Below are 25,423 nucleotides of genomic sequence, written 5' to 3'. Positions count from 1 at the left end.
CGATGAAACAGGCAAAGATGCCCGCCATTGCGGTGGCGGGGCTGGCGGCGCGCATGCCGCAGGCGGTGCTGTGCGGGCCGCGCATGGACGCGGGCGGCTCCACCGAGGAGATGCTGAAACAGGTGCAGCAATCGCTCGACAAGCTCACCGGCGAGACCAAGCAGACCGCCGAGACCGCGCTCGACGAGGCGAAACGCGCCGGCGCGGTCTCGGCGGAGACCAAGGCCGCCGCCGACCAGTTGCTCTCGGCGCAGACCGCGCTTTCCAATCAGCTCAAATCGCTGACCGACCAGCTCGAGGGCGTGAACCAGAAGCAGCTCGACATCGCGCAGCAGATCTCCGACGGGCTGCCGGGCACCGGTGGCGCGGGGGTGAAATCGCTCGGGCAGGCGGTGATCGACAGCCACGAGAAGATCAAGGCCTTCAACGGCGGCACCCTGTCGGTCGATGTGAAGAACGCGATCACCACGGCGGAGGGCTCGGCGGGCGGGCTGATCTTCCACGAGGAGGAGCGCGACCCCGTGCGCATGCCGCGCCGCCGGCTGCTGGTGCGCCAGCTGCTGATGTCGGGGCGCACCAGCTCGGATCTGGTGACCTATCGCAAGCAGGTGGTGCGCAGCAACGCCGCCGGCATGGTGGCCGAGGGCGGCACCTATCAGGCGTCGGAATACGGCTGGGAGAAAGCCACCGAGCAGGTCAAGAAGATCGGCCACATCACCCATGTCTCGGAGGAGGCGCTTGCCGATGCCGATCAGCTGATGACCGAGATCGACGGCGAGCTGCGCTACGGGCTGGATCTGGAAGAGGAAAACCAGATCCTCGCGGGCGACGGCACCGGCGAGAACCTGACCGGCCTTCTGACCGAGGCGCCGGCCTTCGTGGCGCCGGCGGGTCTGCCCGACGCCACCCGGATCGACCGTCTGCGCCTGGGCATCCTGCAGGTCACGCTGGAGGATTACATCCCGACCTCGATCCTGCTGAACCCGCTGGACTGGGCCGCAATCGAGCTGCTCAAGGTCGGCGGCACCGACAACCGCTATGTCTGGGGCAACCCGGGCACGGGCAACACGCCGGTGCTCTGGGGCAAGGATGTGGTCGACAGCACGTCGATGACGGCCGGCGAATGGCTGGTCGGCGATCTCGCGCTGGCGGCGACCTACTATGACCGCCGCGAGGCCGAGGTGCTGTTCTCCACCGAACACGGCACCAACTTCATCGAGGACATGGTCACCGTGAAGGCGCGCAAGCGCGTCGCGATGGCGGTCAAGCGGGCGCTGGCGATGGTGCAGGGCGACTTCACCTTCGCCTGATCCGTCCGGCCCGCGACCGGCGTCTTCCCGGGCGCCGGTCCAACCCCTTCCAGAGAGAGGAGCTTCCGATGTTCGTGAAATGCAATTCGACCCGCCACACCGTGATCGGCACGCTGCGCCGCAACCATGTCTACCGGCTCGACGACAAGAGCCCGAAGGCGCGGAAGGTGATCAAGACGCTCACCGCCGGCAAGCGCCCGGTGCTGTCCGAGCTGAGCGCGGAGGAGGCGGAGAAGACCGGCGCGCAGGCCATCGGCCTGGTCTATGCGGAGGATGTGGCGCCAGGCGAGGACGATGCGGAGGCCGGGGCGCAGATCGCGGCGCTGACATCGCAGATCGAAGAGCTGACCGGCCAGCTCGACGCCGCCGCTGCCGACCGGGAAAAGATCGCGGCGGAACGCGACGCGCTCGCCGGGGCCGTCGATGAGCAGAAAGCCAATGCCGAAGATCTCGCCGGGAAACTCGAGGCATCGACGGCAAAGCTCGAAGAGGTCGCGGCGGAACGCGATGCGCTCGCCAAGCAGATCGCAGAGCTGAGCGCCGCGCCGGGCGCGGACAAGGCCTGAGGCGGGAACGGTCGCGATGAGCATCACGGTTGCCGAGGCGAAAGCCCATCTCAATATCGGGTTCGACGACGACGATACGCTGATCGGCGGCCTCCTCTCCGCCGCGACGACCCATGCCGAGCGCTACCTGCGCCGCGAGTTTGCGGTCGAGTATCCGGACGGGCTCCCCGCCCCGATCCGCACCGCGATCCTGCAACATGTCGCGGCCATGTTCCGCGACCGCGAGGCGACACAGGAGGGCCCCCTGACCGAACCGCCGCTCCTGTGGAAAGACCTCCTGTCAAGCTATCGGGTGTTCTCATGAGCGGCGCAGGCGCCTTGCGCGAGCGGGTCACATTCCAGCGCAAGACGAGCGACGGACCGACTACACCGGGTGGCCCGACCGACCCGTTCAACAACCCCATCGACGGGCTGGGCAACAGCACCGGCGAGTTCCGCGATCTGTTCAGTGTGAAGGCCGACATTCGAGAGGCGCCGGGTAAGGAGAGGATCGCGGCCGGGCAGCTGGAGAGCACGCGGCTGGCGACGATCCGAGTGTGGGCGGAAACGAGAACGCGCGGTGTGACGCCGGCAGACCGGTTGGTGGCGCGCGGCGCGGTCTGGAACATTCGCAGCGGCCCGGTCCAGATCGACCGCGCAGGGCGGATGCTGGAGTTCACCTGTGAGACGGGGGTGGCCACCTGATGGGCGTGCGCAAGGTCGGGTTCAAACGCGTCCAGAAGATGATGGCAAATCTTCCGGAGACCACTGGCAAGCACCTTGAGGATGCAAACGAGGATAACGCCAACGAGTGGGTTCGCGTGGCAAAGATCCTTGTGCCGGTGGGCGAGACTGGTCGTGCCAAGGCGGCGATCCGGACCACCAAGCAGGGAAAGGGGCAACTCATGGATTTCGGGCCGCTTTCCTCAATCCTGGAGGGGGGAACGCAAGAGCGCTTCCACAAGAGCGGCAAGGGCACCGGGAAGGGGCCGAAGCTGCCGTTCGTCAGGCCGGCAGAGAGGGCGACGGAAGACGCGCGCAACGAGCGCCTCGCGAAGGCTCTGCGGGACGCGGTGACGGAGGCGGAGAAGAATGGCGGCTCCTGAAATTGCGCTTTGGTACGGGCTCGTCGCCGCGCTACGGGCAGATGCTGGCGTGGCCGCGCTGGTCGGGGGCCGGATCTATGATGAGCCGCCGCAGGGGTCCACGCGTCCTTTCGTCCGCTTCGGCAACCTCAACCCGTCGCCGGTGCGGACGGATTGCGGCACTGCCTGCCTGGTCACGTTCTCGCTGGAGGTTCACAGCCGGCCTATCGCAGCCGGGCGCACCGAGGCAATGCTGATTGCGGCGGCGCTGGTCCAGGCTCTCAGCGACAATGAGGAGGCGGTGACCGTGGACGGATACACGCTGTCGCGCCTGCAATGGATGCCTGGCGCGGCGACGGGTGGGCGTGACGATGACGGCGAGAGTTACCTCGAGATCAGGGGCTTTGAGGCGGTGGTGGGGTGATGCGCTGACGGCTGGAGATCGCCTTTGCTAAACACCGCACTGAGACTTGAATACAGCGAGAGCCTCGGATGTACCGGATAATGAAAATCGCGAGGTAGTCGTCGCGCCGCGATCACGAACAATGAGCGTCGATCCCGTTCGGATCTTGTCGATGAAGGGCGGCGCAACAAGGCTACTGATCGTCATGTCGACCGGAGGCTCGTCATCAAACTTAGCGGTCACAACTTCTCTCGGACCGCGATCCCAGCCGGAGTAGTGTCCGCCATTGTGCCACTTTGCCGTGGTGGACCCGTCACCGTTGCAGGTCAACCAAATAGCGTTCTCCCATTCGATCCTGCGGTAATTGTCCGCCTTAATGAGAACGAAAAAATTCTCCGTCCCAGCAATCTCGTCCTTCATCGAGAAGGTTAGCAAATCAGCGCTCGCGGGTGACGCGAGCAGCGCCAAAATGATCAAGAATCGCATGCAATTACCTCCGGTTGAACCGGCAGGTTGGCCCTCTTTGCGCCCTTGGGCAAGGCGCTACCCCAAATATGGAGCCTCCCCATGGCAACGCAAAAAGGCCGTCTCCTGCTGGTCAAAATCGGCGACGGGCAAGAGACAGAACAGTTTTCGACCCTCTGCGGGCTGCGTGAAAAGACGTTCGGTTTTTCCGTGAACGAGTCGGATGCAACGCAGGCAGACTATGAAAACCCCGGCGGGCAGATCTGGACGCGGGGCGTTTCGGGTGCGCGCAGGCTCAACGTCAGCGGCACCGGTCTCTTCGAGGACCACGCAACGCTCGAACGCATGCGCTCCATCTGCATTGGTTCCGGTCCGGCAGATACCGTCGATGCTGTCGGCAACTTCCAAGTGATCGTTCCGGGTGATGGCACCTACGAAGCGGAGTTCCACGTCTCGCAGTTCGAACGTGTTGGTCCGCAGGAGGGTGAGATCACCTACTCGCTCACGATGGCGTCGAATGGCCCGCCGGCCTTCACGGCAGAAGCCTGATGGCGATCACGGCTGAGCCGCCTCTTGGCGGCATCGTGGCGGAGCTGGGCGGGAAAACTCGCCCACTCCTGTTGCGGAACGAAGAGATCGAGCGCTTCGAGAAGCATCACGGCTGCGGCATCTTCACTGTCTTCGATGCGCTGTTCGGCGATGGTGATGCCCCGAAGATCCATCAGATCCGCGACCTCGTGGCGCTAGGGCTGGTCGGCGGCGGGCAGCCGGATCGCGCGGCGGATCAGATTGTTGCGTCCATGCCGCCAAGCGCGAATTTCACGCTGCGGCAGATCGCGGGCGACATGATCCTCGCGGCCTTCACGCCTGAGAATCCGGAAAAAAAAAGCGATACGGATGGCTCGTCCGGCACCCCGGGCGGGACAGCGACCGATGGGACGTCCCCGGTCGCATCCGATCCGTCGTCGCCACCGGCCTGAAACCGGCGGACGTGCGCGCCATGACCCCGCGCGACCTGGGCAATTTCATCATCGGCTGGAACGAGGCGCAAAGCGACGAAGTGCAGGCGCCGACGGCTGATGAATATGCGGAACTGGTGAGGAAATATGGCTGAAGCTGTCGAACGCACCGAGCGCATCCGCATCCTGCTGGATCTGGAGAAGGACGCGCACGATAGAGAGGCCCGTGCGGCTGCGCGAGAGATCGTACGGTTAGAAAAGGCCTATGATCCTCTCTCACGGGCCGTCGAAAAGCAGGAAAGGGCCATGCGTCGCCTGTCGAAGCAGTTCGACGCGGGTAAGATCGACGCGCAGCAGTTCAAGCGCCTGCAAGACGGAATCCAGCGGGAATATGACCAGTCTATAGATAAGGCGAACCGCTTTACTGCCGCGCTGGCCGCGAACAACAACGCCCACGGCGGTCTGATCGGGACCGTGACCCGCAACAAGGCAGCGTTCCAGCAGCTCGGCTATCAGGTCGGTGACGCCGCCGTGCAGATCCAGGGCGGCACGAGCGCAATCACCGCTCTGACGCAGCAGGGCTCACAGCTTTTGGGCGTCATGGGGCCGTATGGGGCGATTGCGGGTGCGGTCCTCGCCATCGGCGCGCCCTTGGCTGCGGCATTCTTCGCCGCTGGCGATGAGGCAGAGAGCGCCGCCGACAAGCAGAAGGGGTTGAACGAGGCGACGGACGCCTATGCAGACGCCGCAGAAGCGGCCCGGCGCCCTCTGGCCGATCTACGCGAGGAATATGGATCTCTCGCGGACGAGATGCAGCGTGCCTTTGAGGTGACCAAGGAACTGGCTGGCGTGCAGGCCAGTCGTCGTTTGCAGTCTGCGGCAGATGATATCGCAGAGGGCATGGGGAGCATCGCCGAGTTCGTTCCCGGCGCAGACGATGATGACGGGCAGGCGGCCTATCAGGTCGCGAAGACGTTCCGCCGGATCCGCCGCGAGTTCGACCTAACCGAAGCTCAGGCGCAGGACGTGATGAGTGCGTTCCGCGATCTGAGCCGCGCCGAGGGGCCAGAGGACATCTTGGCCGCTGCGCAGGCTTTGCAGGCACTCATGATCACACTGGCAGGCTCGGTGGAGGCAGCCGGCGACCAGTTTGGTGAGACGTTCACTGGCTTGGCAGATCTTATCGAGAATGCCGCGAAGCAGACAAACGCGGGCATCACTGAGACTGAGCGCCTACTGCGGAAATATGCCGATGCCGAGAGCGATGTTATGCGACTTGGCCGTGAGCGCTCCTCTATTGAGAGGGAGCTTCAGGAGGCGACAGAGGCAGCAGACGAGGCGCGGGTTCGCCGTGCCGAGAAAGCGCTGGAAGTCCTCGACGCTGAGATCCTCAAGACCTTCGAGCTGAAGGATGCCCTGCGCGAGATGGCCGAGCAAGCGAAGGGGGCGTTCGATTGGCTCTCCAAAATGTCCGGTCTGGACATCTCCGGTATGATGCGCGGTGTGTTTGACGGTATTGGTGATACCGTAGAAGACTGGATGACCCGCGCCGAAGGAACGGATGCGGCGAAGGCATTGATCCGAGAGCGTGAGGGCTTCCGTACCGATCCATATTGGGATGTGAACCATTGGCGCGCGGGCTACGGAAGCGACACGGCCACCGATGCGGAGGGCAATGTTCGCACGGTCACGCAAGGGTCTGCTGTGAGCTTCGAGGATGCAGAGCGTGACCTTGAGCGCCGGATCTCGGGCTACTTCAATACTTTGATTGACCGCCTTGGATTCGAGCGCTTCAATGACCTTGAGGCGTCTCAGCAAGCCGCGCTCGCCTCCTTGTTGCACAACTACGGCGAGGGTGAGCTTCGGCAGGGCGGCGATTTGGCGCAGGTGCTTGAGGCGCTCAATGGCAGTAACGACCAGCTAGTGGCGCAGCGCATTGCTGAGCTGGGTTCACACAACAACGGCGTGAACCGCGATCGGCGCCGCGAGGAAGCCCGCGCGTTCGGCGATCCTGCGGCGACGATTGCCGCGCAGGACGCGCGCTCAAAGGCGCAGAAAGAAGCTGACCGGGAAGCTGAGAAGGCGGACAAAGACCGCGCCCGCGCCCTGAAGCAATCGAAGGAGGCTTGGGACGGTCTTCTCGGATCCATGGACCCGATCCTCGCAGCGCAGCAAAAATACAACGCGGCGGTGGAGGTGATGGACGAGGCCGTAGCCAACGGTCAGGCCACTCTCGCCGAAGGTCTCGCCGCGCGGTCCCAGCTATTCAAAGAGTACGGCGAGCAGCTTGAAGGGTCTCTCGATGCGGAGATTTCAAAGCTTGATCAAGCGGTCCAGGACGGAGAAAGCACGGTTTCCGAGGCATTGGACCGGCGCGCTACGCTGATTGAGCGCTACAGCGGCGTCCTTGAGGGCGCTCATCGTGCCGAGCTTGCTGCAATCTCGGAGGCTGAGCGCGCCGGCGAAATCGGCTTGCAGCAGAGCTTAAAGCTCCGCGCAGAGATTCTGCGGGACTATCAGGACTCTCTGGCAGGTCTCAAAGGCAGCGACGTCGAGATCAATGTGCCGGACTTCGAGCCGATCAAACGGGGCTATGAAGGGCTGACGCAGGCGCTTCTGGACGCGAGGCGCGCTGGGGAAAGCGTCGGTGACGCGCTGCGGTCGTGGATCCTCGACGCGACGCTGCAAGCCGCTTTGCGTGACCTTGTAGATCAGTTGGCCAACATGTCGGGGCAGGGTGGCGTCATGGGCGGCATTGGAAGCTTCTTCAGTTGGGCCTTTGGTGATGGCGCTGCCCCCGGCACGCCCGCGCGCAGCGCTAAGGGGAATGCGTTTGCGTCGTCTGGCCAAGTGCAACCATTCGCGAAAGGCGGCGCCTTTACAAACAGCATCGTCAGCACGCCGACGCTCTTCCGGATGGGCGATGGCAAGCTCGGTGAGATGGGTGAGGCCGGGCCGGAGGCTGTGATGCCTCTGGCGCGAAAGGATGGCCGTCTATCCGTGCGCGGAGACGACGGCAGCCTTCTGCCCCTGACCCGCGTGGGTGGCATCCTTGGGGTGTCAATGTCTGGCGTGTCGCAAGATCGCATCGACGCCGTGCGGCAGTTCGCCTCGGGCGCGGCTTTTGGTGGCACTGGCAGGCGACCTGTTGCGCCCGCATCCGGTCGCGCCGGTGCTTCTGCGGTGCCTCCTGTCGTTAGCATGCCGGTCAACATCGAGACCTTGGCGGGCACCACCGCCGAGGTTACCCAGACGCCCGATGGCGGCATGAATATCCGCATGGTGCGCCGGTTCATGCGTGAGGAGCTCGCCAGTGGCAGCATGGACAGCGCAATGCGTCGTCGCTGGGGTGGCCGCCCTCTCCCGAAAGGATCCTGACATGCCAGATTGGCCCGAAAGCCTGCCGTTCTTCGCGGCGGTGGACAGCATGCAGCGTAGCGGCCCGGAGGGCGCTGTTCTTCGAACCCGGATGGACAAGGGGCCGGAGAAGGTTCGGCGGCGCACGAGCGCCACCACGATGACCCGGAGCGGGGAAATGCCCAGCCTCACCTTGGATCAACTGCATCAGTTCGAGACGTTCTTCCGTGAGGATCTGGGGATGGGCGCGATGCGGTTCTCTGCCTCCGATCCGCTGGATGGCCTAGAGCGCGAGTTTCGGTTCATCGGTTCATACGATGTCCGGCGCCGGGGGCAGAAGTTCGCCGTCACCGCCACCCTGGAGATCCTGCCATGACGCATGAGATCAGCACGCGCCTGCGCACGGCGATCTACGCGGAGGAAAGCCCTGAGATCCTGACCACGATCCTGCGGATGACCCATCCCGCATGGGAGGCCCCTGTCTGCCTCGTGAGCAACGGCGAGCCGCTGATCCACGGCGGGGAGACCTATCACCCGTTCCCCTTCACTCTGACGCTGCCTGAGAGTGAGGAGGGCGTGCTGCCGGTTCTGAATTGGGAGGCGCAGAACGTCACGCGGGAGCTGATCCCGCAACTGCGCAGCATCACCGGCGAGATCTACGCGCGGGTGGCGTGGGTGCTGACCTCGACCCCGGACGTGGTCGAGCGCGGGCCGTTCGAGGTGCAGATCTATGGCGTCGAATATGACGCGCTCAAAATCAGCGGGACGATGACCCTTGAGCCGGTGCTGGAGGAACAGTTCGGCTGGCTCACCATGACGCCGGGCAACACCCCGGCGCTGTTCTGAAGGTGTGGCATGCAGAAACTGAAATTCGCTATCATGGCTGTGTCCGCCGTCCTGATTTTCGAGATGGGTCTCGCGCTGTTCCTCACGATTGATCTGCGGCGCCAAGTTTCAGGCCTGAAAGACGCAATCTCACTTCCCGACCAGATCAACCAGAATTTGGCGGAGATGATCCGAGCAGCGCGAGCTGATAGCGGGACCGAGTAAGGAGAACCACCATGAAATCCGAATACGTGAAAGAGGCCGCTGCCTACCTGCGGGGGTATATCCAGCAGCCTGGTCACGATGCCGACCTCGCCGCCGAGCTGTGGTTGCAGATCCTGCTGGGCGCAGACGATGTAGCGGAGGCGACGGAAAATGCCGCCGAAAGCGTGGCCGGGCAGTATTGCTGGAAGCTTGCAGACGGCGGCTTGATGGAGCTGTCGGATGGCACTTGCCGGATCAGGGCGGATTACGTGCCGGTTCCGGGCTGCCGGCAGCTTACGCCGGAGGAGATGGATGAGGTTTCCAAGGATGCGTGCGCCATCTCCTCCTCCGTCACCGATATTCGCGTGACCCCTGATACCGATGGGGTCAGCTATACAGGCGATCTGTCCTCTCGCATTGCCGATGCCGAAGGGCAGATCGCGTCACAATGGAAATCGGTGACCCAGCTCTGCCGCTGCACCGACGATAGCTGCGGTGTCTGCCGCGCCAAGGCTGTGGCAGACGAAGTCGCCAAGCTGAAGGCGCGCCTCGAAGCGCTTGAAGGGGCGGCGGCTCGCGAGAAATTCGATGATGAGCTGCAAAACAGGATCGACGCGGCGTTTGCCCGTCATGACGAGATGTGCGGCCGGCACGGGATCCGCCCGAAGCCCAAGGGCTGATGAGCCTTCCACCATTCCCACGAGAACGGAGAACACCCATGAACGACGAACCCAAAATGTCTGCTTACGAGGTCCATGCGGTTGTGCAGGGGGCCGATCTGGATGCAAAGCGGATCGTCAGCCTTGAGGCGCAGGTGGTTGCACTTGAAACCCGGCTGGCGGCGTTGGAAGGCGTGATGGAGGCCAAGGCCGATGTTTCGGCCTTGGAAAGCGTTGCAGATAATCTTGACGCACTCTCGGCGGAGCTCACAGACCGCTAGGCGATGGCTTTCATCGAAGAGCGGAGAATATCCATCGCGATGCTCTTGAGCTCTTCCTCTTCCTGACTAACGGAATAGTCGGGCTTGCGCTCGTAGCGAAAATTGCAGGACACCATCTCACCATCTTTGAAACGGATTGCTACTCTGGCTTTTCCTGTAGTTCCAACAGGATCACATGTAATCTTGGCTACTGCGCTCACTGTGATTCTCCATCTTTGGTTGTGGTGACCTGATGGTGACTGCCGCCGGACGTTGAGTCCAGCGCCCGGCGGCTACTTCACTGAACTCTCTGGAAAATCTGACATGTGGACCGACGACTGGATCGGCCTGCCATACGCGGAGCGTGGGCGGGGGCCGGAGGCGTTCGATTGCCTGGGGCTTTATCTCGCGCTGCAACGGGTGCGGTTCGGGCGCGAGATCCCGGATCCCGATTGCACGATGCAAGCGGCGCTCAAGCATTCTGTCGTCGATGACCTGCGGCCAAGCTTCGAACGGGTCGAGGTAGCGAAAGAGGGGGACGCCCTCCTGTTTCTCTCCGCTGGTCGTCCGCTGCATCTCGGCTACGCCCTGGGCAACCGGGACATGCTCCACATCGAAGCCCATAGCGGAAGCCGCGTGGACTGCTGGCGCGGCATGCGCTGGATTGGAAAGCTCGAAGGAATTTATCGTGCTCGATGATACCTCTTTGCTCGACGTTGTCGGCCAGAAGCACCCTTTGCGCCGGGACGTTGTGCGCCCCGAGATCCTCTGTGGTGCCACCGTCGCTGACATCGTGCGCGCGATGGATCTCGAAACAGAGCGCTTCGGCCTTCCACTGGTGCGCCTCATCCGCGGCACTGAGATGTCGGTTGTGCCTATCGACATGTGGCGCAAGGTTCGTCCGACGGCTGGAACCCGCGTCGAGGTTGCATTCCCAGTTCGCGATCCCGGATCGCTGGCTTTGATCGCCTCTGCTGCTCTGCCGCAGGCGGCGGCCTGGGCGGCTGGCGCCCTGCATCTGACCGGCCTCGCCTACAGCCTCACCGTGGCCGCGATCACCGTTGTCGGTTCGCTGGCGATCAACAGCCTTATCCCGCCGGCGCAGCAGGGAGGGGCAGGCGGGCCGCAGAACTACGCGATCACCGGCACCGCCAACGCGGCCAACCCTTATGGCGTCTACCCATCGGTGCTTGGCCGCCACCGTATGTTTCCGACCCTGACCGCCTCGGGCTATTCCGAGACCGTGGGCAAGGATATCCACTATCGCGCCCGCATGACCTTCGGCTGGGCTGGAGATGCGGGGGTGATGCTGGAGGATCTGCGCATCGGCAACACGCCGATCTGGGAGTTCAAGGGCGTTGAGCTGGAAATGCTCAACATCGACAAGGACCGCACCCTTGCGGCCATGCCCGAGCTGGCAGAGCTGGTAAAGCCGCGTTCCGAGGAGTCACTGACGCCGAAAGCCCGGCTACGCGAGGTCGGGGACGCCTACACCTTCACGCCAGCGGCTGCGGCGCGCAGCGCGTCTCTCGAGATCTCGGTGACGGCACAACGCGACATCGCCAGCCTCGATCTGGTGCTGGAGGTGTCCGAGGTCGGCAGTGACACCTGGTCCGAGGTGCAGAGCTGGGCCGCCGTGAGCAGCGATGTCAGCTGGACCTCGGAGGATTTTGGAACCGACGGCATTCGCCGGCGCTGGCGCCTGCGGGTGACCGGTGTGAGCTTGCAGGCGGAGGCCGGCACCAGCCAGTTCGCGCTGCTCACCGGCCTTGCCGACGCCGCCACTGTGACGAATGCCAAAGCGACATATCAGGTTGAGGCGACAGGCTGGCGCTATGGGACAGAGACCATGCGTCTCTATCCGAACGATGTCGCCGAGGACGCCTATAACGACCTGCCAGACAAGAACGATCCGATTGTGCGCTACACGCGCGACGAGAGCATTTCGGCCAGCGTCGATATCAGCTTCACCTCCGGACTCTATGACAGCAACGACGGCGATACCCACAAGCACGAGGCGCAGTTTCGCTTTTCCTGGCAGCCCGTCGCCGGCGGCGTCAATGAGGCGGATTGGGTCGATGCCGGCAGCGAGACCTACCGCGCCAAAAGCACGACGCTGATCCGCTTCACCAAGGATATCTCGTTCCCCGAGCCCGGCGAATATGCGATCCGTGTCGAGCGGCTCAACCAGATCGACAATGACACCGGCGACCAGAATGCCGGCTATGTCACCGCGATCCGCTCGGTGCGCGACGGCAATTTGCCGAGCCACGAGGGCATTGCCGAGATCGCCCTGCGCATTAAAGCCAACGACCAGCTCAACGGGCGGATCGACAGCCTCAACGCCGTCGTGCAGCAGCTGGCGCCGGAGCTCGACGGCAATCTGCAATGGACCGAGCCGCGCCCGGTGCGCCATCCGGCATGGATCTACGCGCAGGCCCTGCGCGGGCCGCATCTGCGCCGCCCGGTGACGGATGACCGGATCGACCTTGCCGCGCTCTATGCCTGGGCGGCAGAGGAGCCACACTGGACCTGCGATTACGTGGTGGACACCGCGACCCAGCTTGCGGACGTGCTCGACATCATTTGCGCCGCCGGGCGTGCCCGCCGCACGCTGGCTGATCTGCATTACAGCGTCGTGCGCGACGGGGCGGCGGGGCCGGTGCGTCAGGTCTTCACGCCGCGCAACTCGTGGGACTATCGCGCGAAGCTGACATTCCCTCGCGAGATCCACGGCTTCCGCTGCATGGTCCGTTCCGAGCGTCTCGAATGGCAGGAAGACGAAGTGCTCGTTTTGATGGACGGGTTCACCCGGGACACCGCGACCGAGCTTGAGACCCTGCAACTGCCCGGCACCGTGGTGACCGCCGATGACGAGGACGAGGGCAACACCTACCGGCTTGGTCGCTACCACCTCGCGGCGGCACTGCACCGTCCTGAGACACATTCGTTCAAGGCGGACTGGGAGAGCATTCATATCCAGCAGGGCGACAAGATCCGGCTGGTGCATGACGTGCCCCTTATCGGCGTTGGTGAGGCGCGCGTGAAGGCGCTGACCGTCGAGAATGGCCTCGTCACAAGCATCACGCTGGATGACGTGTTCGACTTCGATCAGGCCAGCTTCCGGATGGTGGTGCGCAATGTGACCGCCGGCATTCACGCCTTCGCCGTGGCCTCGCCGGTGGATCCGCACGCTCGCATCTGGACCCCGACTGTGGGGGTGATCGAAGGTGACATAGCGGTGGGAGATCTGGTGGCCATCGAAGAGACCGAGCAGAGCAGCGCCGACATGCTGGTGATGGCGGTGCGTCCGGAGCAGGACGAAACCGCGCTGATCGAGGTGGTGGACGCTGCTCCGCATGTTTTGGACGCGGCCACAACCGAGATCCCGCCCTATGATCCGGTCATCACCATTCCGCGCCCCGCGGCCTCTGACTTGCCGCCGGCGCCGGTCATCACCGCCGCTTATTCCAATAGCCTCACACAACTCACCCTCCCGGACCTGTCTGTCCGCCCGCGCATCGCCGTGCAGTTGGCGCCCATTGCGTCCCGCGCGGATCTTGAGGGGGTCACCCTGCAGCTGCGCTGGCGGGAGGCTGACGAGGATGAAACGGGCTGGACCTATAGTGAAGCCGTGCCGGCGGGTGAGTACAGCATGCTCACCGGCGCACTCGACGAGGGTGTGAGCTATCTGGTGGAGGTCCGGACCTATGGGCAGGCCGGAAAGACGCGCGGCTGGGTTGCTGCGCCCGCAGAGATCACGGCGACGACAGCCGCACCGGCGCCGCCTGCGATCGTTGTGTCTGCCGTTCCGGCCAGCATTGCCGATGACAGTGGCACCGCCCGCCGCCCGGCGATCCGCCTTTCGTGGGTGGCTCCGACCAACCGCACGGTGCGCGTGACCTGGCAATTGCGCGTGGCCGCGACCGGAGAGGTGATCCATCAGGGTCGTTTTGCCGAGGCATCGGAGACCCCGATCACCCTCTCGGACGGGCTGCTGCCTGGCGTCGATTACGAGATCCGGGCCAGCTTCGTGACCGGCGCGCCGGATCTGCGCAACTGGTCGGACTGGCTGCCGGTGACCGCGCCGGATCTGCGGCTGACCGCCGGCGATATCGCGGATGAGCTGCGCGAGCGGATCGACACCGCGTTCGACCGGCATGACGAGGTGCTGGGGGATGCCACGGGCACGGTTGGCGCGTTGCGCGACTCGATCCTGGCGAGCTTTGCGGGTGTTCCGAGCTTCGAGGCGCTGGACGTCTATCTGCAACAGACGCCGCTGATCACCGCGATTGAGACCGCGCTCGGCCCGCTCTCCGCGCCGGTCTCGCTCTCGGCGCAGATCGACATGGAACGCGACCGCCTCGATCTTGTCCTGCCCCGCATCTACGACATGGAGGACAGCACGGATGACATCTGGCAGCGCCTCATTGATCTCAGAGAGGGGCTGTTTGCGACGGAGACCATGATCCGGGACGCCGGCGTCTATGTCAGCCCCGAGGACGGCACGGTCAGGATCGTCGCGGTCGAGCATCTGGAAGGCCGCTACAGCGACGTGCAGATCAATCTCGACGCCGTGGAAGCCGAGCTATCGGCGCGCGCAACCGTCGCCTATGTCAATCAGACCGTGGCAAACGCGGTGCTCGACCCGACGCAGATCCCGCTCATCGACGATCTCTCGGCCCGGATCTCCACCGCCGAGATCACCCTCGATGCGGTCGAGGGAACGATCACGACGCTCGCCGATACGCTCACGGTCGAGGGCGAGCTTGTTACCATGACGACGGTCACGCAGACGCTGGACAGCCTGCAAGGGCAGATCTCCGACCGGGTGACCTATACCGAGTTCAATACGACAGAGGCCCGGCTGACCGCCGCCGAACAGACGATCTCGTCTTTTCCCGATGAGGCGGCGATCACCAGCGCGGTCGAGGCCTCCCGTGTGCTGTCGGATGATCTCGACGATGCCCTGCAACGCTCGATCATCGAGACCTGGGAGCGTTTCTCGGGAGACGACGCGATCCGCGTGGCCGACGCGCAAGGCAGGGCGGATCTGCGGGCCTATATCAACGAGCGGGACGAGGCCATTGTCGAGGATGTGACGCAGCTGCGCAGCGCGGTAGGGACCAGCGTCGCGCAGATCGAGCAGACGCTTGAGACCCGCGCATCGGACGCCGAAGCCGCGGCGGAGGCAATCACGCAGTTGCAGGTCGATCTGACCGCCACCGGCGGCACGGTTGCGGCGCAGGCGGATGCTCTGGACGATCTGACCACCCGTGTGAGCGAGACCGAGGGCGGGCTGGAGGCGGAGGCCGAACGTCAGACCGTTCTGACCGCCTCGGTGCGGGATATCGGGGACGACCAGGAAGATCTTGCCGAGCTGGGCATTGTCGAGCTGTGGGAGCGTCATCGGGGGCAGGAGGATCTGCGCGCGGGGATCGCCGTTGCGGGCGAGCAGATGCGCAGCTGGGTCGAGGAGGGCCTGGAGGCGGAGGCGTCGCAACGTCTGGTGCTGGGCGCGGCGCTGGCCGATGCCGAGGCCTCTATCGTCGAGGAGCGCACCGCCCGCGCGACGCATGACGAGGCGCTTGCGCAGGACATCGCGCAGCTCACCGCCGATCTGTCCGATGCCGAGGCAGGGGTTGCCGGCAATGCCGCTGCGATCACCGAGGTTTCTACGCGCGTCACGAACGCCGAGGGCACGATCACCGCGCAGGCCTCGGAGATCAACAATCTGGAGGCGACGCTTTCGGTCGCTTCCGGGGCCATCTCGGCGAATGGCGCCGCGATCTCCGGAATCGACACGCGCGTGACCTCTGTCGAAGGCTCGATCACCTCTCAGTCGAACGAAATCACGCAGCTCCAGAGCGGGCTTGCGGCTGCGGAAGGCAATATCGCCGCCAACGGAGATGCGCTTTCCGGGCTGACCACGCGCGTCACGAGCGCCGAAGGGACCATCACTTCGCAGGGGCAGGCGATCACGGCGCTGGAGAACGATCTGACCTCCGCAGAGGGGACTATCAGCTCCACCGCATCGGCCCTCTCGACCCTCGACAGCCGCGTCACCAATGCCGAGGGCACGATAACCTCTCAGGCCAGCGATATCGTGACCCTGCAATCGGGCCTCTCTGCGGCGGAAGATGATATCGCGGGGAACGGCGCCGCAATCGCCGGGGTCGATACGCGGGTCACATCTGCGGAGGGCGCAATCACCTCGCAAGGCCAGGCGATTACCTCGCTGGAAAACGACCTGACCACGGCCGAGGGGAACATCGCCGCGACGGCCACCGGTCTGTCGAACCTGTCCACGCGGGTGACCGACGCAGAGGGGGAGATCTCCTCGATCTCGCAGAGCTTGATCACCCTGCAAGCCGATGTTTCGGATGTGGCCAATGGTGTCGATGCCAATGGGTTCGCACTCGCCTCGCTCGATACCCGCGTCACAAACGCCGAAGGGACCATCACTTCGCAGGCGAGTGAGATCACCCAGTTGCAGAGCGGGCTGACCGCCGCCCAAAGCAATCTCACTGGACAGGCGTCGGCGATCTCCAATCTCGACAGCCGTGTCACGAACGCCGAGGGCACGATCACCTCGCAGGCCTCGGAGATCACGCAGTTGCAGTCTGACCTGTCGAGCGCCGAGATGGGCGTTGCCGGGAATGCCTCGGCCATCGCGGGCATAGACACGCGGGTGAAGGACACCGAGACCGGGCTCACCGCGCAGGCCTCGAGCCTTTCCGGGCTCGAAGCCTCTGTCGGGTCCGTCGAGGCGCGGGTGACGACCATCGAGGGCGCCTATGTGACCTCTGCCGAGGCGGTGACCGCTGTCGAGCAGGAGATATCGGCCAGCTTTGGCAGCCTGACGGCGATGGCCTCGGCGACGGCCTTCGCCAATGCGCAGGCGGGCGGCATCGAGGCCGGCTATGTCTGGCGGCTGAATGACCAGAACGTCATGGAGATGGTGAGCGTCGCGGACGGCACGACCGGCGCGACCGTGACCTATCGGCTTGCCGCCGACTATGTGCAGATCACCGGTCTGACGCAGATCGACCAGGCGGTGATCAACAGCCTTGCGGTCGATAACGGTTTCATCACGAACCTGACGGTGGACACGCTGAATATTGCGAGCGGGGCGATCAATGTCGGCCACCTCGACACGGGCAGTTTCTCCGCATCCGGGCTTGCGGTGTTCGGCGGTGGGCTTGAAAGCGACGATTTCGTTTCGGGAGTAAGCGGTTGGCGTATCACCACGGCTGGCGACGCCGAGTTTAACAGCCTGATCACCCGGGATTCGATTGTCGACGGCGCGGTTTCCAATGGCGCCCGGGCGCGTCTCTACGCGGATGGCGCTCAGGTTTCGGATGAAACGATCATCTGGGAGGAATTGGGCATCGGAGAGTATGCGCCTGAGATCCTCTATACGCTGATGCTTCGGGCGGATCTCAGATACGCCACCGCCTCCGGCGAAGTTGGCGGGGAAAAGAACACCTACCTGAAAACTCAGGTCAGAACCGATGGCGTGACCTGGCACACGCTGTTGAACTGGGACGCCGAGTCGAGCTGGCAGCGCCGATCTCTGTTCGACCCCATTCAGCTGCTGGACGAAACCGACATGCTTCAGGCTGGCACGCTGGATATGCGGCTGCTGTTGCAGACCGAAGACAACGCCGAGCCGGTCCAGAACAATATCCGAAATCTGCTGATCGACGTGCGGGCCATCGTGCGCTGAAGCGAAAGGAGCAATCATGGCAAATTGGTACAGAACCGGCACTGTGTCGGTCTCAACTGGCAGCAACACGGTGACCGGAAGCGGCACCGCATGGGTCGCGAACGCCAAAGTCGGGGAGGAGTTCAGGCTCCTGAATGGTGACGGCTACGAGATCGAAGCCATCGTGAGCGACACGGAGCTGACGCTGGCGCGGAACTTCACGGGATCGACGCAGAGCGGGCAGAGCTATGAGATCGTGCCGATCAAGGGGTTCCTGAAAGCGGCCTATGATGCGCTTCAATCCGGCGTCTCCACGATCAACGGGCATATCGACGGCGCTCTGTCCGGCCGTTTCGGCGATGGCTCGGCCGGGGCGCCGGCGATCAGCTTTCTCAGCAACACATCGACCGGCCTTTATCGCGCCGCTGCAAATCAGATGGGCCTCGCCACCAACGGCATTCGCCGCGTGCTGCTGACCACCTCGGAGATGCGGGTGGACGTTCCGATCACCGGCAGCGCCGTGCAGAGCGATGACGTCGATCATGATCTCACAAAGCTGATGAAGGTCGGCGCATTCGGCCTTGGCGACACCGCGGCAGCCCTTTCCGGCGGCGACAACCTCAGTGACCGTGACATGCAGAACGGGTTCTACTCCTTCGGCGGGACCACGCAGCCCGGCGGCCCGGAAAGCCTGCCCTACGCTTACTCGATGCTGGCCCATAAGAACTTCACGGGTCGGCGTCGGTTTCTCGTCTATCGGGATGGGTCGACCCAGGCCGAGTGCTTCGCGTGGATCGGCGAGCAGCAGGGCGACAACAGCATTCTCTGGCACCGCATCGTCACGCAGGAAACGGGGGTGGTGGGCGCGGTCGCTCAGACTGCCGGCACGCCCACCGGTAAGATCATCGAGCGCGGCAGCAACGCCAGCGGTGAGTATGTCAAGTTTGCCGACGGCACCATGCAGTGCTGGCGCATCGTCAATCACGATCTCGACGATGGCCAGGGGCAGGACTGGTCTTTCCCCGTGACCTTCGTGGGCACGGTCGCTGGCGGTGACATCGGCGTCAACGGCGGCACGGGCGCCATCGCGCAACAATGGAGTGATCGCGGCGGCGTCGCCTTTGCCAGCGGCACCACGAAATGGGTGACCCGCGCGTCGATTGGCGCATCGGCGGGCAACGGCGACACGATCCCGGTCCACCTCTTCGCAACCGGACGCTGGTTCTAAGGAGCAACCTCATGAAAATCATCCTGCACCCGCAACGTCGCGACCTGCCGCTCACGCTTACCAAAGCGGGCGATGTGCTGACCTTCAACGGGGAGGCGTTCGACTTTTCGGCTCTCCCCGCCGGCGCCACGCTGCCGGCCGATGCGATCTCTTCGGACTGGATCACCGGCAAGGTCGAGCGCGATGAGGCCGGCGCGCTGATCGTGCCGGTAGCCCTGCCGCACGGCCCGACCGCGCCCGAGGCCACCCGCTTCCCCGCGCCGCTGGAGAATGTGCCTGACGGCACGGTGGCGCTTCCGATCTACGACGAGCCCGCAGAGGAGCCCCAGGCATGAGCAATATCGACCTCACCAGGATCATCACCGCCGAGGACAAGACGGCGGCGGAGCAGGCGCGGCGCAAGTCGGCGCTGCATGCGGAACGCAGCCGCCGCGTCGAGGCCGGCACTGTGCTTGCCCTGTCATTCGGCTCCATCCCCGTCCAGGGGCGCGCATTCGATCAAAGCGTGATCCTGGGCCTGTCCCAGCGCGCCGCGGCACTCCAATCCGCAGGGGACACGACCACGACGCTGACCTACCGGGATGCCGAGAACGCCATGCACGAGCTCACGGCGGCGCAGTTTCTGGAGCTTGCCGCAGCCGCGACCGCGTGGATCGAGGCGGTGATGCAGGCGAGCTGGACCATGATCGACAGTGGCCAGATCCCGGCAGACTTCGCCGAAGATGCGCACTGGCCGACCTGACCACGCTCGAAACCTGACAACGACAGACCCCGCCGCCGGCGGGCTTTTTTACGGTGACACAATGACTTCTCCAAGATTTGAAAACCGCTGGAACTGGTCAACGATTGCCGCCCTCGTGGCGGTGGTCACATCGCTTGGGGGGTTTTTTGTCACCTACGGCCAGATGCAGACGCGGCTCGATTACATCGAGGAGCGGCGTGAGGCATCCGCGAGTTTGATGCTTGGCCTTGAGGGTCGCATTCGGGCGCTGGAAGCGTCCGGGGCGCGGCAGGACGAACGGCTTGCAGGGATCTACAATCTGCTGAACCGGATCGACACGCGCTTGGAGCGCATCGAGCGCGCAGACTGACGGCCATTCACACACCACCAAACCACCACCGCCCGGCCTCGCGCCGGGCTTTTTCTTTGGAGATCTCCGATGATCAATATCGACCAGCTGGCGGCCATTGCGGGCCGGCCGGCCAATGACAATATGCGCTCCATTCTGCTGGGGCTCCAGACCCACGGCCAGGCGGCGGGGCTCGATCTGCCGCATCGCCTGGCGCAGTATCTCGGGCAGCTCGCCCATGAGATGGGCGGCTTCCTCTGGGATGAGGAGATCTGGGGGCCGACCGCGGCGCAGCGGCGCTACGACACCCGCACCGATCTCGGCAACACCGCTGCCGCCGATGGCGACGGGTACAAGTATCGCGGTCGCACCGGCATGCACATCACCGGCAAGGCGAACACCCGCGCATTCCGCGACTGGTGCCGGGCCGAGATCGACCCCGCCGCGCCGGATTTTGTCGCCGATCCCGACCTGATGAACAGTGATCCCTGGGAGGGGCTCGGGCCGGTCTGGTACTGGCAAAGCCGCGATCTCAACCGCTACGCCGATCAGGGCGATACCGAGATGGTCACCCGCCGGATCAATGGCGGGCTGAACGGCTACAGCGACCGGCTCGCGCGCTACACCCGCGCCGCGCTGGTGCTGCTCGGATACGGTTCCGAGGCGGTGCGGCTCTTCCAGGACGATGCCGGGCTGAGTGTCGACGGCATCGCCGGGCCAAAGACCCGCGCCGCGCTGCATGCGGCGCTGGTGGCCGCCGGGGCAGGGGCGCCGCCTGCGCCCTCGCGCTTTGACACCCTGGCCGACGCTCTGGCGCAGATCCGCGACACGGCAAGCCGCGCCCTGGCCGGCGCGTGACCTCATCAATCACTGGCCGGCGCCTAGCGCCGGTCTTCTCCGCCGCCGCGCGCGGCATTTCCACGCGCCTATGGCGCTAATCGAAAGGACATCCTCATGACTGGCAAAATCGCGCTCTTCCTTCGCGTCTTCATCCTGCTCCCCGCCGCCGGGCTCTTGGCGGCGCTGCCGTTCATCGACCTCGACCGCGCCGCAGGCGTGCTTGCGATTGACATCAACGCCGCCTCGATGGCCCTGGCAGCGCTGATCTATGGCGCCGGCGCGGGCGGCACCTTCGCCTGGTCCCGCTGGGCAAAGGCGCTTGGTGGGGAGACGTGAGGGGGGCGGACGCCCTGTGATGTGATTGATAAGCGAAGGGCCGGTGCGTCTGTAGCCGGCCCCAACCTGCCGTTCGCTTACAGCCCCATGACACAGCGCAGCTTCCCCGAACCGGTCCTTGATGGCCACGTGCAGCGAAATCGGATGGTAAAGGCCGACGACGCGGACTTTGCTGCCATTGGGCAATGTGCTTAAAGAGCGCCATGTTACAGCGCACGATCAATACCAAACGACTACTGCTGCGAGGCTGGAAGCCTGATGATCACGCACCATTTGCGGCAATGTGCGCTGACCCCGACGTCATGCGCTACATCGGAAATGGGAAAACGCGAACCGCGGACGACGCGGCACGATACATCGCGTCCTTCAAGAAAGAGTGGAAAGAGCGGGGCTTTGGGTTGTTTGCTGTCGAATCCAAGCAAACCGGTGACCTGATCGGCTTCACAGGGTTGTCTTGGCCGGACTTCTTACCTGAAGTGTTACCCTCCGTCGAAATCGGTTGGAGGTTTTCCAAGCCGAGTTGGGGGAAAGGCTTCGCAAGCGAAGCGGCGGCTGCCGCTCTTTCATTCGGCGTCAACGAACTGGGCATCACCGATATCGTGAGTATTTACCAGCTCGAGAACGGCGCGTCGGCGCGCATCATGCAAAAGCTCGGCATGATTTTTGACCGACGAACGATTGATCCAACCTGTGAACGCGAGGTTGAGGTCTATCGTCTACCTAAACAATAACGGTAGGTGTGGGCTCGGAGCGGACCTGCGGCGTTGCCGCATGGCGCGCGCTTGGTCATCTGCGGTGCGCGTCGCTCCCGGCCCGGAGCCGACATTCGTGCCAGACGCAGCGGATGACTGATCGCGGCATCATTTAGTATGCTTTCAACAAGCAAGTTCACGCAGTTATCCATTGTAATGGGAGCGTCGTTCTTTGAACGCAGGGCCCACATCAAGAAGGAAGGGCAGACACCTCCTGCCAAATCGGCTCATTACATTGACTCTGTAGGCTCAAGATTTTTGAAGCCAGAGGTTTTTTGGCAATATTTGGAAGATATAAGTTCCCATGGCGGCCCCTATCTACGCCAAGAAGCCCTTCTCTTTGAAGAATTTTCAGAATTTCCTTTGTATTTTTATGCCGATCAACTTGCCCAAGGCCACGAAGCAAGGCTTCTTCTTGGCGGCCCCGCCCCGGTTGGAAGAACGTCTTGTGCAAAATTACACATAGAATTCTTTGCGGAGCGCTAAGCTTCAAATTTTTGATACTTGCCACATTTCCCGCATCATCAAAGGATGTGATTTCACTATCAGAAATCCACGAGGGAACGCCAGCCTCGTTCGGAACCCCGAGTATCTCTGTGATAATAGAATTGCGAATTTCAACACCTTCGACTTCATAATCCGCAATCTGAAGTCTATGAAAAATACAAGATTCAAAAGTAATATTCTTGTAGTGTGCTAGCGTCATGTCGAGAAAGCGAATTTCAGCGCCCGAAATCTGAATGTTGCTGCCGTTGACCTCTTCTGCATCAGAAAATCCGAGGGCGGCAAGTATGTCGGCGGCTAGTACCGAGTTTTCCCTATCTGCAGCTCTCTTAGCGAGAGCGACAGCGGATCTATCATTCATTTGCTCTGATAGTGCTTTTCCGACTACTGACAGTCCTAGAGTATCGAGCGAGTTGACCCAGCGGGTTTCCGAAAGGTCTTCGTCCTGAAACGAAATGTAGTCCGCAAGATCGCTACTCCTAAAGCCATCAACGAGATATTTATCGACGAACCTTCTATCCCGGGAGTCATAAGATATCCGCCCCAAACCCGGAAGCTTCTGTAGTAGAACCGCATCCTCTTCGGCGGGCTCGTAACCGCGTACCGCTTTATAAGCAGATTTTAGGCTTTCTAGAGTTACAGGCTCAACATCTTTGAGAAAATGACGACTTTCCCGACCCAATCTCTTTAGAATCGCAAAAATCGTGTCTTCTTCGAAGTTTGCATTAATCCTTGCCTCTCTTCGGCATATCAATGTGGAGATGTAGGACCACAGCTCAGCTTGGCCGCTGGCTTGATCTAGTCTTATTTTAGATATGTCTCCCTGCAGTTCGACTAGGATTTGATAGAGTAGCGGCCTCTTCGGCAACCACTCAGGCATGTCCATTTCGATCTTAAAGGTCTTCAAGAAGCTCGAGATCTCTTCGGCGCTAAATTCCTCACGGCACTCCAAGTGTAAGAACTTTTTGCTCGATACGCCAACTGAATCTAGCAGTTCATCATCTGAATTAAAGTAGTGCTCTCGGCCCGTAATGATTGTGCTGTGTGCTTTCTCAACAATCTCCCTTATCGGCTTTAAAGTGCGACGACGAATATCTCGAAGTTTCTGCGGGTCATCGCTCCATTGCGTCCCACCCATCTCGTCAAAGCCGTCAAGTAGCAATATCAGCTTTCCACTATTCAAAAGTCGAATTGCCGCTTCTGCCTGGCCATCCAGCCCAAGGCCTTCGAAATGCGCACGAACAATTTGGTTAGCAGACGCCAACGCCCCAACATCTCTAAGGTCAATGGATAGAAAGTTAATATCACTTCTCACATTAAGAGCTTCAAAAACTTCTTTGCAGCAGCGACTCTTCCCACTCCCAAATGTCCCTGTGAGAACGACGTTAAAACCTTGCGTCAAATAGTCGCAAATATCTGAAATTTGGTAGGATTTTGATCTCACTGTGTCGTCATAGGCGACAGGGATGAATGGCTTCTTGTCCGGGTCCCCTGAAATGATATCCACCGCGCTCCCAAATTTTTCATCTTGTCGAATGTTAGAGTACTGGCGCTGATCAAAGAATTCAGAAATATACCCGTCAATTGAAGATATCTTGATGCCATTTTCTTCGGCCGCAGCGCGCATTGAGGCTGTTGGCTCAAGATTGATGACTATCCAGCATTCGCACATAACGTGATCTTGTATAAAGAACTGATTTCTCGTCATCACAAGTCTGTTGACGTCGCCTCGGACTTTATCGACCGTGTTGTTTTTGGTTATTTCTACGATGATCCAATGCCGCTCCGAGACCTTGCAAACGCAGTCGTGATGTACCCCATTCTTTAGTCGTATTGCTTCGGCAGGCGTTCCATACCTTAGGCTTGAGATTTCTCTGACACGATTTTCGAGTTGGCTCCAAGACACTGGTCGCTCCGATCACTAATCCACAAAGATATGGTCATCTTCTTCAGCTTCTTGGTAGCCGCGGGTTGCGCAAATGTCCAACGTTTACAGAATGCAGCTTGACCCACTGTTACTAAAGCGAAATTGCGAAGCGCGTTAGATGCACCAACAAAGAACAGCCCCGTCCAATTAGACATGACTGCTTTGCTGCGCACAGCCGCCATTGGATCAGCATGCAGCGAAGGTCGGTTTCCCGCCCATCGCTCCAAACCTCATCCTGTGCTCGTCGCGACGTTTGTCTTAGGCAGCTTGAAAATAGTTGTGCGGAGCTGGTCCTTCCGCTCACGTTTGTCGGATGTGTGGCCGATTCGTAGATCCAAACCTGCGCGGGACCGATCTCGAGCATTCCGAGATCAAGATCGACCCGATACCGCGTCGCTTCAACGTGAAGCCGACGCAGGATGTCCTTCTGTTCGCCAAGCGGCAACGCGAGGCACACTACGCGCGCTGGTGGCTCGTACCGTCCTGGCACAAGGGAGAACTGAAGGACTGGAAAGCCACGACGTTTAGCGCCCGCATCGAAGACGCGGCGAGCAAGCCGACTTATCGGGCGGTCTGGCGCCATGGCCGCTGCTTGATCCCGGCCGCGGGCTATTACGAATGGACGGGAGAGAAGGGCGCTAAACAACCGCATTTCATCCGCTCCGCCGGCAATGAAGAAACCCTATGGTTCGCGGGGCTCGCGTCGCGCTGGGGCGAGCTGCTCACCTGCACGATCATGACAAGAGCGGCGAACGCGGACGTCTCCGATGTCCATCACCGGATGCCGGTGATCCTCAACTCCGACGAGCGGGACGCCTGGTTGGACGGCAGCGATGAGACCGATCTTGGGGCAGGGGCGATGCTTAGGCATCATCCCGTCGCGCGGTTCGGGGGCAAGGATGACGGTCCCGAACTGATCGAGCCGTTCGACTGAGTCTGCCGCATGAGACGAGGTCATTTCATCCTCTTGGCGTGCGAGTGCGGGC

The 25,423-nt window shown here is 62.4% G+C and carries 26 protein-coding genes; 24 read left to right on the top strand and 2 right to left on the bottom strand.

The genetic code is table 11. From position 1 onward, the window contains the following. The first annotated feature begins 2 nt into the window (after positions 1-2). The 6 genes from Ga0080574_RS04665 (at position 3) to Ga0080574_RS04640 (ending at position 3,364) form a co-directional block, all read left to right on the top strand. A complete protein-coding gene (locus Ga0080574_RS04665) occupies positions 3-1,310 on the top strand; it encodes a phage major capsid protein (RefSeq protein WP_076695590.1) in 1,308 nt (435 codons plus the stop codon). A gap of 68 nt (positions 1,311-1,378) precedes the next feature. After that, positions 1,379-1,876 carry a hypothetical protein gene (locus Ga0080574_RS04660; protein ID WP_076695588.1) on the top strand — a complete coding sequence of 166 codons (498 nt, stop codon included), beginning with the start codon at positions 1,379-1,381 and terminating at the stop codon, positions 1,874-1,876. 16 nt (positions 1,877-1,892) lie between these two features. Then, positions 1,893-2,180 carry a head-tail connector protein gene (locus Ga0080574_RS04655; RefSeq protein ID WP_076695586.1) on the top strand — a complete coding sequence of 96 codons (288 nt, stop codon included), beginning with the start codon at positions 1,893-1,895 and terminating at the stop codon, positions 2,178-2,180. Next, positions 2,177-2,560, top strand: coding sequence for a phage head closure protein (locus Ga0080574_RS04650; RefSeq protein ID WP_076695584.1), 384 nt, complete (start codon positions 2,177-2,179; stop codon positions 2,558-2,560). Before Ga0080574_RS04655 ends, Ga0080574_RS04650 begins: the two co-directional genes overlap by 4 nt. Continuing rightward, on the top strand, positions 2,560-2,961 hold the full coding sequence (locus tag Ga0080574_RS04645) for a hypothetical protein (protein WP_076695582.1): 402 nt from the start codon (positions 2,560-2,562) through the stop codon (positions 2,959-2,961). The genes Ga0080574_RS04650 and Ga0080574_RS04645 overlap by 1 nt, the downstream gene beginning before the upstream one ends. After that, positions 2,948-3,364 carry a DUF3168 domain-containing protein gene (locus Ga0080574_RS04640; RefSeq protein WP_076695580.1) on the top strand — a complete coding sequence of 139 codons (417 nt, stop codon included), beginning with the start codon at positions 2,948-2,950 and terminating at the stop codon, positions 3,362-3,364. The genes Ga0080574_RS04645 and Ga0080574_RS04640 overlap by 14 nt, the downstream gene beginning before the upstream one ends. Positions 3,365-3,391: 27 nt before the next feature. Here Ga0080574_RS04640 and Ga0080574_RS04635 read toward each other — a convergent pair whose 3' ends face one another. Then, positions 3,392-3,829, bottom strand: a complete 438-nt coding sequence (locus Ga0080574_RS04635; RefSeq protein ID WP_076695578.1) for a hypothetical protein — start codon at positions 3,827-3,829, stop codon at positions 3,392-3,394. Between the two features lie 81 nt (positions 3,830-3,910). On the opposite strand from Ga0080574_RS04635, the gene Ga0080574_RS04630 reads away from it, so the two are divergent. The 17 genes from Ga0080574_RS04630 (at position 3,911) to Ga0080574_RS04550 (ending at position 21,985) form a co-directional block, all read left to right on the top strand. Further along, the gene (locus tag Ga0080574_RS04630) at positions 3,911-4,357 is read left to right on the top strand and encodes a phage tail tube protein (RefSeq protein ID WP_076695576.1); all 447 of its coding nucleotides are present in this window, start codon (positions 3,911-3,913) and stop codon (positions 4,355-4,357) included. Then, a complete protein-coding gene (locus Ga0080574_RS04625) occupies positions 4,357-4,788 on the top strand; it encodes a GTA-gp10 family protein (RefSeq protein WP_076695574.1) in 432 nt (143 codons plus the stop codon). Before Ga0080574_RS04630 ends, Ga0080574_RS04625 begins: the two co-directional genes overlap by 1 nt. 126 nt (positions 4,789-4,914) lie before the next feature. Next, a complete protein-coding gene (locus Ga0080574_RS04620; protein ID WP_076695572.1) occupies positions 4,915-8,145 on the top strand; it encodes a glycoside hydrolase family protein in 3,231 nt (1,076 codons plus the stop codon). 1 nt (position 8,146) lies between these two features. Further along, on the top strand, positions 8,147-8,500 hold the full coding sequence (locus tag Ga0080574_RS04615; protein WP_076695570.1) for a hypothetical protein: 354 nt from the start codon (positions 8,147-8,149) through the stop codon (positions 8,498-8,500). After that, the gene (locus Ga0080574_RS04610; protein WP_076695568.1) at positions 8,497-8,970 is read left to right on the top strand and encodes a DUF1833 family protein; all 474 of its coding nucleotides are present in this window, start codon (positions 8,497-8,499) and stop codon (positions 8,968-8,970) included. The genes Ga0080574_RS04615 and Ga0080574_RS04610 overlap by 4 nt, the downstream gene beginning before the upstream one ends. 9 nt (positions 8,971-8,979) lie before the next feature. After that, positions 8,980-9,174, top strand: coding sequence for a hypothetical protein (locus Ga0080574_RS04605; RefSeq protein WP_076695566.1), 195 nt, complete (start codon positions 8,980-8,982; stop codon positions 9,172-9,174). Between the two features lie 11 nt (positions 9,175-9,185). Beyond that, on the top strand, positions 9,186-9,833 hold the full coding sequence (locus tag Ga0080574_RS04600) for a hypothetical protein (protein WP_076695564.1): 648 nt from the start codon (positions 9,186-9,188) through the stop codon (positions 9,831-9,833). A 38-nt stretch (positions 9,834-9,871) separates the two neighbouring features. After that, positions 9,872-10,093, top strand: a complete 222-nt coding sequence (locus Ga0080574_RS04595) for a hypothetical protein (RefSeq protein WP_076695562.1) — start codon at positions 9,872-9,874, stop codon at positions 10,091-10,093. A gap of 303 nt (positions 10,094-10,396) precedes the next feature. Continuing rightward, positions 10,397-10,771: an NlpC/P60 family protein gene (locus Ga0080574_RS04590; RefSeq protein ID WP_076695560.1), complete on the top strand. Its 375-nt coding sequence runs from the start codon at positions 10,397-10,399 to the stop codon at positions 10,769-10,771. After that, a complete protein-coding gene (locus Ga0080574_RS04585) occupies positions 10,761-17,801 on the top strand; it encodes a host specificity factor TipJ family phage tail protein (protein ID WP_076695558.1) in 7,041 nt (2,346 codons plus the stop codon). Before Ga0080574_RS04590 ends, Ga0080574_RS04585 begins: the two co-directional genes overlap by 11 nt. Positions 17,802-17,817: 16 nt before the next feature. Further along, positions 17,818-19,008, top strand: coding sequence for a hypothetical protein (locus tag Ga0080574_RS04580; protein ID WP_076695556.1), 1,191 nt, complete (start codon positions 17,818-17,820; stop codon positions 19,006-19,008). A gap of 11 nt (positions 19,009-19,019) precedes the next feature. Further along, positions 19,020-19,343 (top strand): hypothetical protein, encoded by a 324-nt coding sequence (locus Ga0080574_RS04575; RefSeq protein WP_076695554.1) that lies wholly within the window; start codon positions 19,020-19,022, stop codon positions 19,341-19,343. Beyond that, positions 19,340-19,750: a DUF4376 domain-containing protein gene (locus tag Ga0080574_RS04570; RefSeq protein WP_083716769.1), complete on the top strand. Its 411-nt coding sequence runs from the start codon at positions 19,340-19,342 to the stop codon at positions 19,748-19,750. Before Ga0080574_RS04575 ends, Ga0080574_RS04570 begins: the two co-directional genes overlap by 4 nt. 61 nt (positions 19,751-19,811) lie before the next feature. Further along, on the top strand, positions 19,812-20,099 hold the full coding sequence (locus tag Ga0080574_RS04565) for a hypothetical protein (RefSeq protein ID WP_156876286.1): 288 nt from the start codon (positions 19,812-19,814) through the stop codon (positions 20,097-20,099). A 69-nt stretch (positions 20,100-20,168) separates the two neighbouring features. Beyond that, positions 20,169-20,936 carry a peptidoglycan-binding protein gene (locus tag Ga0080574_RS04560; protein WP_076695550.1) on the top strand — a complete coding sequence of 256 codons (768 nt, stop codon included), beginning with the start codon at positions 20,169-20,171 and terminating at the stop codon, positions 20,934-20,936. A gap of 96 nt (positions 20,937-21,032) precedes the next feature. Further along, entirely contained in the window at positions 21,033-21,254 is a 222-nt protein-coding gene (locus Ga0080574_RS04555; protein WP_076695548.1) for a hypothetical protein, read from the top strand. Between the two features lie 203 nt (positions 21,255-21,457). Further along, complete coding sequence (locus Ga0080574_RS04550; RefSeq protein ID WP_156876284.1) at positions 21,458-21,985, top strand: GNAT family N-acetyltransferase; 528 nt, start codon at positions 21,458-21,460, stop codon at positions 21,983-21,985. 211 nt (positions 21,986-22,196) lie between these two features. On the opposite strand, the gene Ga0080574_RS25795 is transcribed toward Ga0080574_RS04550, so the two are convergent. Beyond that, positions 22,197-24,218, bottom strand: a complete 2,022-nt coding sequence (locus Ga0080574_RS25795) for a hypothetical protein (protein WP_156876283.1) — start codon at positions 24,216-24,218, stop codon at positions 22,197-22,199. A gap of 532 nt (positions 24,219-24,750) precedes the next feature. On the opposite strand from Ga0080574_RS25795, the gene Ga0080574_RS04545 reads away from it, so the two are divergent. After that, a complete protein-coding gene (locus Ga0080574_RS04545; protein ID WP_076695544.1) occupies positions 24,751-25,371 on the top strand; it encodes an SOS response-associated peptidase in 621 nt (206 codons plus the stop codon). Positions 25,372-25,423 lie beyond the last annotated feature (52 nt).

The sequence above is a fragment of the Salipiger abyssi genome (assembly GCF_001975705.1).
GTDB classification, from domain to species: Bacteria; Pseudomonadota; Alphaproteobacteria; order Rhodobacterales; family Rhodobacteraceae; genus Salipiger; species Salipiger abyssi.
The sequence above is the reverse complement of the archived record's forward strand: the minus strand, read 5'-3'. Positions and strand labels throughout refer to the sequence as shown.